This window comes from Actinoplanes sp. NPDC051388 (genome assembly GCF_055586225.1).
The window spans coordinates 212,097-221,264 of sequence record NZ_JBVJIP010000015.1 but is presented as its reverse complement, the minus strand read 5'-3'; the positions used below and the strand labels follow the sequence as shown (position 1 = coordinate 221,264).

General features: G+C 72.8%; 9 protein-coding genes and 1 pseudogene. 4 read left to right on the top strand and 6 right to left on the bottom strand.

Annotated features, from left to right (window positions below; all coding sequences use genetic code 11):
- The 3 genes from ACZ6TI_RS33255 to ACZ6TI_RS33245 form a co-directional block, all read right to left on the bottom strand.
- A partial coding sequence (locus tag ACZ6TI_RS33255) for a hypothetical protein (RefSeq protein WP_465349156.1) occupies positions 1 to 957 on the bottom strand: 957 nt, incomplete at its 3' end.
- A 10-nt stretch (positions 958 to 967) separates the two neighbouring features.
- Complete coding sequence (locus ACZ6TI_RS33250) at positions 968 to 1,324, bottom strand: hypothetical protein (RefSeq protein ID WP_465349155.1); 357 nt, start codon at positions 1,322 to 1,324, stop codon at positions 968 to 970.
- Positions 1,317 to 1,943 (bottom strand): hypothetical protein, encoded by a 627-nt coding sequence (locus ACZ6TI_RS33245; RefSeq protein ID WP_465349154.1) that lies wholly within the window; start codon positions 1,941 to 1,943, stop codon positions 1,317 to 1,319. Before ACZ6TI_RS33245 ends, ACZ6TI_RS33250 begins: the two co-directional genes overlap by 8 nt.
- A 153-nt stretch (positions 1,944 to 2,096) precedes the next feature.
- Here ACZ6TI_RS33245 and ACZ6TI_RS33240 point away from each other — a divergent pair.
- A pseudogene (locus tag ACZ6TI_RS33240) lies at positions 2,097 to 2,630 on the top strand (alkaline phosphatase PhoX); the annotation flags it as partial.
- 47 nt (positions 2,631 to 2,677) lie between these two features.
- Positions 2,678 to 3,073 (top strand): hypothetical protein, encoded by a 396-nt coding sequence (locus ACZ6TI_RS33235; protein WP_465349230.1) that lies wholly within the window; start codon positions 2,678 to 2,680, stop codon positions 3,071 to 3,073.
- On the opposite strand, the gene ACZ6TI_RS33230 is transcribed toward ACZ6TI_RS33235, so the two are convergent.
- From ACZ6TI_RS33230 to ACZ6TI_RS33220, 3 genes are read right to left on the bottom strand one after another with little or no spacing between them, the layout of a single operon-like run.
- Entirely contained in the window at positions 2,984 to 4,555 is a 1,572-nt protein-coding gene (locus tag ACZ6TI_RS33230; protein ID WP_465349153.1) for a sugar ABC transporter ATP-binding protein, read from the bottom strand. The two genes, ACZ6TI_RS33235 and ACZ6TI_RS33230, sit on opposite strands and share 90 nt — an antisense overlap.
- On the bottom strand, positions 4,555 to 5,613 hold the full coding sequence (locus tag ACZ6TI_RS33225) for a sugar ABC transporter substrate-binding protein (RefSeq protein ID WP_465349152.1): 1,059 nt from the start codon (positions 5,611 to 5,613) through the stop codon (positions 4,555 to 4,557). Before ACZ6TI_RS33225 ends, ACZ6TI_RS33230 begins: the two co-directional genes overlap by 1 nt.
- A gap of 11 nt (positions 5,614 to 5,624) precedes the next feature.
- Entirely contained in the window at positions 5,625 to 6,629 is a 1,005-nt protein-coding gene (locus ACZ6TI_RS33220; RefSeq protein WP_465349151.1) for an ABC transporter permease, read from the bottom strand.
- Between the two features lie 130 nt (positions 6,630 to 6,759).
- Between ACZ6TI_RS33220 and ACZ6TI_RS33215 the strand changes: the two genes are divergently transcribed.
- Together ACZ6TI_RS33215 and ACZ6TI_RS33210 are read left to right on the top strand one after the other, a co-directional pair.
- Positions 6,760 to 7,500 carry an SDR family NAD(P)-dependent oxidoreductase gene (locus tag ACZ6TI_RS33215; RefSeq protein WP_465349150.1) on the top strand — a complete coding sequence of 247 codons (741 nt, stop codon included), beginning with the start codon at positions 6,760 to 6,762 and terminating at the stop codon, positions 7,498 to 7,500.
- An 11-nt stretch (positions 7,501 to 7,511) separates the two neighbouring features.
- Positions 7,512 to 9,134, top strand: a complete 1,623-nt coding sequence (locus tag ACZ6TI_RS33210; RefSeq protein ID WP_465349149.1) for a thiamine pyrophosphate-binding protein — start codon at positions 7,512 to 7,514, stop codon at positions 9,132 to 9,134.
- Positions 9,135 to 9,168 lie beyond the last annotated feature (34 nt).

Genomic DNA, 9,168 nt, shown 5'->3' with positions numbered 1-9,168 from the left:
TCCCAGTGAGGGACAGGGGGGGGACGCCCCCCCCCCCCCCCCCTCCGCCCCCCCCCCCCCCCCCCCCCCCCCCCCCCCCCCCGTCCCCCCCCCCCCCCCCCCCACCGCCTGCGGCCACTGGCCCCCGGGGAAGTCCCGCCGCTCGTACTTGACCACGGCGAGCGCCTGGAGCTGGGCCAGCACCTTCGCCAGGAACCCGAAGAGCTCGGCGGTCTGGTCCACCGCGAACTGGACACAGTTGCCGAGCGTGACCGCGAGCTTGTCGATGGCGAAGAACAGGTTCACGAAGGTGCCCGCTCCGGCCGCGGCGTCCACCGCGGCCGCGGCCAGGGAGTTGGGGATCGGGCTGAAGTTCTTCACGATCTCCACCATGTACTCGGTGTTCATGGACGCCGTCGCCACCAGCCACGTGCTGAGCGTCAGGGTGTGGTCGGTGACCCGGGTCAGGGCGGCCTGCTGGCCGCCCAGCACCTGCTTGTCGTAGTGCCGCCGGGTCGCCCCGTCCCAGCTCTCGTAGTCGGGCGCGGTGTTGCCGGCCAGGTTGTAGATCTCGCCGAGCGGGCCGAAGACCTCGCTGAGGTAGGTGTAGCTGTGCTCGACCAGCGACAGCACCGGCGAGGAGCGCTCGGCGGTCTGCCGCAGCAGCGGCAGCATCTGCTCGACCAGCTTGCGCAGATCCGCGAAACGCCGGCGGATGTCCGCGAGGATCTGCTCGAGCGCGATCCGCACCGGGTCGGGCACCATCGACCGGGTGATGGTCGCCCACAGGCCGTCGTTCGCCAGCATGTCCTGGCCTTCCTTCAGCACCTTCTCCACGGTGTCGCAGAAGCCCTTCCAGGCCCGCTCCATGTCGATGACGAGCTCGTTGAGCAGTCCCATGGTCTCGCGGAAGACGCCGAGGATGGCATTGGCCACATCCGGGGTCGGCCGTGGCGGCGGATCGCCGGGAGTTCGCACGCGGTTCTCCTTATCCGGCCTTGTAGATCTCGGTCAGGTTGATGTGGCTCCGCTCGTCCGACCGCTCGTACTCGTCGGCCAGTCTGCGCACCGCGTCGCCGATCTGGTCGAACTCGAGCACGGCGCCGTCGAGCAGGGAGCACAGGAACTCGTGGACGTCCTGATAGATGCTGAACTCGTCGATGGCGACCGCGAGACCGGCGATCGGGTCGGCCACCACGAACGAGACCGGGAGCAGCCACAGCTGCTTGAGCGAGGACGCGACCTTCTGCATCTCGCCGGACATGCCGTCCCACCGGGCGGCCTCGGCGCGGATCCCCTCGACCGCGGCGCGCAGGATGTCCGGCGCGTAGGGATCCTCAGGCATCCGAGCCGCCTTCATGGTCGTGCAGCGCCGCGCGGAGGTCCGCCGCGATCGCCTCGGTAGAGTTCTCGGAGACCCGCCACTCGGCCACCTCGACGCCGGCGATCCGGCCGTCCTCCAGGGTGATCCGGACCAGCCCGTCCGGCCCGCTCAGCACCACCGGGTCGCCGCTCGCCGAGAGTCGCCGCTCGAACGCATGGAGCCGCTGATAGGACTCCTCGTTCGCCCGTCGCCAGGACCGCGGCAGGTCTTCACCATCGGTCGGATCCGGCGGTTCGGCGGCCGACGGCGGGGGCGGGGGCGGGCCCAGCACCTGCCAGCAGGTGAGCCGGGCCATCGCGAGCTTGGCGCCGGCCACCTCCTGCGCGTCCCGCACCGCGCCGCCGAGCCCGGCCACGCCGACCGCCCGCCACCAGCCCGGTTCGAGATGCACGGCGACGAACTCGCCGTCGTCCCCGACCGCGTAGTGGACGGTGCCGGACAGGTCCGACCCCTCGACCGGCCCGAGCCGGGGCCACGGCCGGCCCGGCACGGCCGACCGGGCGAGCTGCTCGACGTCCTCGAGATAGCCCAGCACCTGATCGCTCCGCCAGTCGGCGGTGCTCGAATACGCCTGCGACATGGGCGGAAAAGTAGCCGCGCGCGGGTCGTGGATGGACGACCGGCGAAGATCGATTGCGCAGATGCGCTACCGGCGATCCCCGTTGTCAACCCGTCATATCCGGCGTGGTCAGAGTCGCCGCGTTGAATGGCCTCAGGACATCGAGGAGGTGCCATGGATCGGCGAACGATGTTGCGGACGGCGGTGGTCGGGGCCGGCGCGGTGGCACTGCCCTTCACGGCCTGGTCGGCGGCGTATGGAGCCCCGGCACAGAACGCGCCGGGACCCTACGGCCCGCTCCAGGCCGCCGACGTCAACGGGATTCAGTTGCCGGCCGGGTTCACCAGCACGGTCATCGCCCGCTCCCGGCAGACCGTGCCGGGCACCTCCTATGTGTGGCACGACGCGCCGGACGGCGGCGCGGTGATTCCGGCCGGATCCGGCTGGATCTAAGTGTCGAACTCCGAGGTGAGCGCGGCGGCCGGCGGCGGGGCGTCCCGAATCGTCTTCTCCTCGGCCGGGGCGATCATTGGCGCGTCCCGGATCCTCTCCGGCACCAGCACCAACTGCGCCGGTGGCAAGACACCGTGGAACACCTGGCTGTCCTGCGAGGAGGTGACCCGCGGGCGGGTGTTCGAGACGTACCCGCTCGGCGGCACCGCTGTCGCCCGCCCGGCGATGGGCCGCTTCAAGCACGAGGCGGCGGCCGCCGTGAGCAGGTCGCGTGCCCCACCACGGCGGCGGCCGTCTCCGAGGTGCTGGGCGTCCCGGTGCTGGACGCGGGCCTCTGCGTCTTCGCGGCGCCACCGCCACCCGGCCCGTCCAGCCTCGTCATGGACCAGGTGCGCAGCCTCTACCCGGCCCAGGTGACCGTCTCCGTCCGGCTGCGTGACGCCGGGGACCCGCCGATCGAGCTGCTGCGCTCCGGCTCGGACCGGTGCCGGGCCGAGCAGTCCGCGGTCCCCGGCCCCTTGGTCGCCCGTTGTGTGGACGATCAGCGCGAGACGGTCGTCTTCCGCACGCCGATGCCGGCCCGCCCGGGCGCACAATGGCTGATCGAGCTAGAGCACTTCACCGTCTACGTCCCGGTGGGCGGATGGAACGGCGACCTCACCCGGGCCGGCGAGAAGATCACCGCCGCGATCGGCTGAGCCCGTCGTGGCGTTCATCGCGTGCAGCAGGGTGTGCTCGGTGAGGGCGTCGCCGGTCAGCTCGGTGGTGATCCGGCCCCGGCGGAAGACCAGCACGCGGTCGCTGACCTCGGCCAGCTCGGCCGCGTCGGTCGAGCACATCAGCACGACCCGGCCGGCCGCCGCCAGCCCGCGGACGATCTGGTGCATCTCCGCCTTGGCGCGCACGTCCACGCCGCGGGTCGGGTCGTCCAGCAGCAGCACGGCGGAGTTCGCCGCGAGCCACTTGGCGAAGACCACCTTCTGCTGGTTGCCGCCGGAGAGCGTGCCGACCACGTCGGAGGGCGCCGCCCGGATCCGCAGATCCTCGATGTGCCGGCGGGCGATCGCCGCGGCCCGCGCCGGGCGCAGCAGGAATCCGCCGTCGCGGCGCGCGAGCCACGCGACGCTGGTGATGTTCGCCGCGACCGTGGCGTCGAGCATCAGACCCAGACCCTTGCGATCCCCGGGTACGAACGCGACCCGCCGCCGCACGGCCTCGGCGGTGCTCTGCGGCCGCCCCCCGCCGTCCGGCAGCCGCACCGTGCCCCGAGCCGGCACCGCCCGGCCCCACAGCAGATCCAGCACGGTGTGGTGGCCGGCCCCCTGCAACCCGGCCAGCCCCACCACCTCGCCGCTCCGCGCGCTCAGCGAGACGTCCTCGAGTCGCCCGGCCACCGTGATGTCCCGCACCGCGACGGCCGCGTCGCCGGATGGGCGGGAGGGCGGCCGGCCCGCAGCAGGTGGGGCCTCGCCGACCATCGCGGTGACCATCTCCGCGACCGAGAGGGACGCGGTCGGCACGCCGTCGCGGACGTTGCGGCCGTCCCGCAGGATGGTGATGCGGTCGGCCAGCGCGGCCACCTCCTCGAGGAAGTGCGACACATAGAGCACCGCCACCCCGCGCGCGGTGATGCCGCGAACCACCGCGTGCAGGCGCTCGACGGCGGCCGCCGGGAGCGCCGAGCTGGGCTCGTCCAGGATCAGCATGTGCGGGCCGCCGAGCAGCGCCCGGCAGATCTCCAGCAGCTGGCGGCGGGCCAGGTCCAGCTCGCCGACCTTCGTGGTCAGCGGCAGGTCGGCCAGGCCCAGCTCGGCCAGCACCGGGCGGGCGCGGCGGGCCATCTCGGCGCGGTCCACCAGCGCGAAGCGGGTCGGCTCGGCGGTCACGAAGAGGTTGGCCAGCACGTCCAGGTCGCCGAAGAGGCTCAGCTCCTGGGAGACCACCGCGATGCCGTGCCGGCGCGCGTCGGCCGGCCCGGTCAGCCGCAGCTCGGCGTCGTCGAGGGTGACCCGGCCGGCGTCGGCGGCGACGACACCGGCCAGGATCTTCACCAGGGTGGACTTTCCGGCGCCGTTCTCGCCGAGCAGCGCGTGCACCTCGCCGCGCCGCAGCCGCAGGCTCGCGCCGGCCAGCGCGGTCACGCCGCCGTAGCGCTTGGTGGCGCCGGTGACCACGAGCATCAGCGGGCGTCGGTCAGCGGGCGCAGCGAGCCGTCCGGGTTCGCGAACGTCTTCTGGGCCTCCTGGGCGATGCCGGCGCGGCGGCCGGCGTCGTCCTTCTGCCGGGCCAGGATCGCGTCGATGTTGCCGCTGTCCACGATCAGGCCCGGCGTGTAGAACCACCCCTGTGGCAGGGGCGAGCCGTTCTTGACGGACTCGGCGAGCAGGCGCATCGCCACGTACCCCTTGAGGTAGTGCTCGGGCGAGATGGTGACGAAGTTGGTGCCGTCCTTGACCGCCTCCAGGGTCTTGATGTCCAGGTCGAAGCCGCCGGCGAGCCAGGTGCCCCTGGTCTCCTTCTTCAGGCGGGCCAGGGAATAGCTGTCCGCGTCGCCGACGCCGAGGAAGGCCAGTGCGCCGGAGTTCGCGCGCACCTGGGAGGACCAGGCGTTGTAGCTCTGCCCCGGATCGCTGAACGTCTGGAACGGGCCCTTGACGATGCCCGGCAGCTTCGCCGCGAAGGTCTCCCGGATGCCCTTGGCGCGCATGTCCAGCACCGGCACACCGGGGTTGGGCACGCCGAGCACGATGGTGCCCTCGGCGTCCGGCGGCAGCCGCTTGATCGCCTCCTCGGCCAGCTGCGTGCCGAGCTCGTAGTTGTCGTTGCCGACATAGAGCGTGACGTTGCTGCCGGGCAGCGGCACGGTGTCCAGCGCGACGATCGGGATGCCCTTGGCCACCGCCTGCGCATAGGGCCGGGTGAACAGGTCCGGCGCCAGGTTCTCCACGACGGCGCCGTCCCGGTTGGTGGTGATGGTGTTCTGGAACATCTGCACCTCCTGCGGCCCGTCGGTGGTGGCCGGGCCGACCAGCTTCAGGTCGATGCCGCCGGCCTCCTCGGCGGCGAACTTCCCGCCGTTGGCCATCTCCAGGGCGAAGTTGAGGCTGATGTTCGCGACGACGAAGGACATCTTCTTGTTCGCCGCCGCGCCGCCGCCCGCGGAGTCGTCGTCGCAGGCGGTCAGGCCGAGGGCGGCGGTGAGCAGGAGGACGGCGGGAAGCATGCGGGAGCGGACCATCGAGGATCCTTTCAGGACGAGCGTTTCCGGACGGCCCGGGCCTGGCGCAGACCGCTGTCGAGAGCCACCGCCAGCAGGATCACGCCGCCGGTCGCAAAGGTCGTCCAGTTGATCGGGACGCTGAAGAACACCAGGCTGGCGGCGACCACGCTGAGGATGAGCGAGCCGAGCGCCGCGCCGGGGACGGAGCCGCTGCCGCCACGCAGCGGGGTGCCGCCGATGATCGCGGCGGCGATGGCCATCAGTTCGTAGCCCTGCCCGACGGTCGGGTCGCCGGCCACGAAGAACGAGAGCGCCAGCACGCCGGAGACGCCGGCCAGCAGGCCGGTGACGGTCAGGGCCTTGATGCGTACGCGATTGACCGGGATCCCGGTGAACGCGGCCGCCTCCGGGTTGGAGCCGACCGCACGGATCTGCGCGCCGAACCGGGTCTTGGTGAACACCACCGTCATCAGCGCGGCGGCCAGCACCAGCGCCCAGACCGCGCCGGGCAGCCCCAGCACGGTCCCGCCGACCACCTGGAACAGCGGATGGTCCTGGTCCAGCCCGCCGACCTGCTGACCCTGGCTGAGCGCCAGCGCGAGTCCCTTGTAGAGCGACAGCGTGCCGAGGGTGGCGATGAACGACGGCACCCGCACATAGGTGGTGAAGAGCCCGTTGGCGAAGCCGAGCACGCCGCCCAGCAGGATCGCCAGCGCCGCCGCGAGCCACGGGCTCAGTCCGCCGTCGCGGATCAGCAGCGCCCCGGCGACGATGGTGAGCGCATAGGTGCCGCCGACCGACAGATCCACCTCGCGCATCGCCAGCGCGAAGACCATGCCGATCGCGAGGATCCCGATGTAGGAGGACTGCCGCGCGATCTCCAGCAGGTTGCCGGAGTCGAGGAAGTCGGTGCGGAAGCCGCCGACCAGCGCGACCAGGACCACCAGCACGCCGAGCACGCCGGCCTCGTCGGGCAGCCAGGCGCGGCGGCGCCGCGGTTTCGTCGGCTCGGCCACGAGCGAGGTCGTCAACACCCTTGCCTCCTGACCCCGTCGTTGCGGTGTCAGCAGGTTCGTCCGCGGACGTCCGTGCCACAAGACTCACGTTTCACTCAGTGAAATGCGGAGCTTGTCGCGGCACCGGGCACGGCGAAGGCTGCGGGCCATGCCGACCGAACGCATCGCGCTCGTCACCGGTCCGGCCCGCGGGCTGGGTCAGGAGTTCGCCGTCGCGCTGGCCGCCGCCGGCCATCCGGTCGCCGGGCTGGACATCGCGGACATGTCCGAGACCAGGGCGCGGATCGAGGCGATCGGCGGCCGGTTCGCGGGCTTCACGGCCGACGTCACCGACGAGGAGGCCGTGCAGCACGCCGTCACCAGGGCCGCGGAGACCTTCGGCGGGCTGCACATCGTGGTGAACAACGCGGGCATCTATCCGCCGATCGAGTTCGATAAGACCACGCTGGACGACTGGCGGCGGATCATGCGGCTCAACCTGGATGGGCCGTTCCTGGTCAGCCGGGCGGCGCTGCCGTTCCTGCGGGCGGCCGGCTGGGGGCGGATCGTGAACATCGCCTCGGCGGTGGTGTTCCTCGGGCCGCCGGACCTGGTCGCGTACACCACGTCGAAGGCCGGGCTGGTCGGCTTCACCCGGGCGCTGGCCACCGCGGTCGGGCCGGACGGCATCACGGTCAACGCGATCGCACCGGGACTGACCAGCACCGCCACGGCCGTCGCCACGACCGGTGCGGACGGCGGCTTCGAGCGGGTCAGAGCACTGCAGGCCGTGCCCCGCACCGGGGATCCGGTCGACCTGGTGTCGACCCTGCTCTACGTCTGCGGCGAGGGCGCCGGGTTCCTCACCGGGCAGACGATCAACGTCGACGGCGGCTCGGCCCGGCACTGATGAGCCGATCGATGAGGCCGGTGGACGCGCTGCTGGCGATCCTGCGCGACGAGGGTGTCCGGCACGTCTTCGGCAACCCGGGCACCACGGAACTGCCGCTGCTCGATGCGCTGGTCGACGCCCCGGACCTGGAATATGTGCTGGGACTGCAGGAGGCGTCCGTGGTGGCGATGGCCGACGGCTGCGCGCGCGCCACCGGCCGCCCCGCCTTCGTCAACCTGCACGTGGCGGCGGGGCTGGCCAATGGGCTGATCGGGCTGCTGAACGCCGGGCGCTCGCGTACGCCGATGGTCGTGCTCGCCGGTCAGCAGGACCGCCGGCACCTGCTGCAGGATCCCATGTTGTCGGGCGATCTGGTCGGCATGGCCGGCCCGGTGGTGAAGTCCGCGGTCGAGGTGCAGCAGGCCTACGACCTGCCGCTGGTGCTGCGCCGGGCGTTCGCCGAGGCGGTCCGCCCGCCGGCCGGACCGGTGTTCATGTCGGTGCCGATGGACCTGCTCGCCGAGGACGTCGCGGTCGCCGTGCCGGAGCGTTCGGTGCTGGCCGGGCCGGGCGCGGCGGACGGCCTCGACCTGGCGGTGGCGTTGCTCTCCGCGGCGGCGGCGCCGGTGATCGTGGCCGGCGACGGGGTGGGCCGCGACGGCGCGGTGCCGCAGCTGGTGGCGGTCGCCGAGCGGCTCGGCGCGCCGGTGTTCCACCAGCCGATGCACGACGGCGTCGACTTCCCCGGCAACCATCCGCTGCACCGGGGCATGCTGCCGCCGCGCAACGCCGCCATCCGGGAGGCGCTGCGGCCGCACGACGTGGTGCTGATCGTCGGCTGCCACGCGTTCATGCCGCACCACTACACGCCCGGTTCGCCGATCCCGGACGGCACCTCGGTGGTCCAGGTCGACGTGGATCCGGCCGAGCCGGGCCGCAACTTCCCGGTCGCCGCCGGCCTGTCCGGCGCGCTGGCGCCGACGCTGGCCGCGCTCGCCGGGCGATTGCCGGACCTCTCGGACCGGCTCGCGGAGGTGGCCGCGCAGACGTCCGCGGCGCGCGCCGGGCGCGACGCCGAGGCCCTCGACCGGTACGGGCCGGCGCCCCTCGACCCGCTCGCGGCGATGCACGCGGTGGCCGCCGGACTCCCCGCCGACGCGGTCGTGGTGGAGGAGGCGATCACCGCCGGCATCGCCCTGCGCTCGGTGCTGCGGCTGGACCGGCCGAAGTCCTATGTGCACACCGTCGGCGGCGGCCTGGGCTGGGGCATCGGCGCGGCGGTCGGCACCGGGCTGGGCGATCCGAGCCGCCCGGTGGTGGCCGTGCTGGGCGACGGCTGCGCGATGTTCGGCCTGCAGGGGCTGTGGAGCGCGGTCCGCTACCACGTGCCGGTGACGTTCGTGGTGGTCAGCAACGGCGAGTACCGCACCCTCAAGGACACCCTCGACGCCACGCCCGGCCGGTCCGCGCGGCGCGGGCGCTATGTCGGCCTGGACTTCCCGGGTCTCGACTGGCAGTCCGCCGCGCGCACCTTCGGCCTGGAATACGTCCGGGTGAAGGACGCCGACGCGCTCCGCGAGCTGGTCGCCGCGCCCCGCCGCGAGCCGCTGCTGATCGAGGTGCCGACGATCCCGCACACTCCCGCCCCGTGACCGCTCTTGTTCGCGCGGACCGCAGGGACGACGA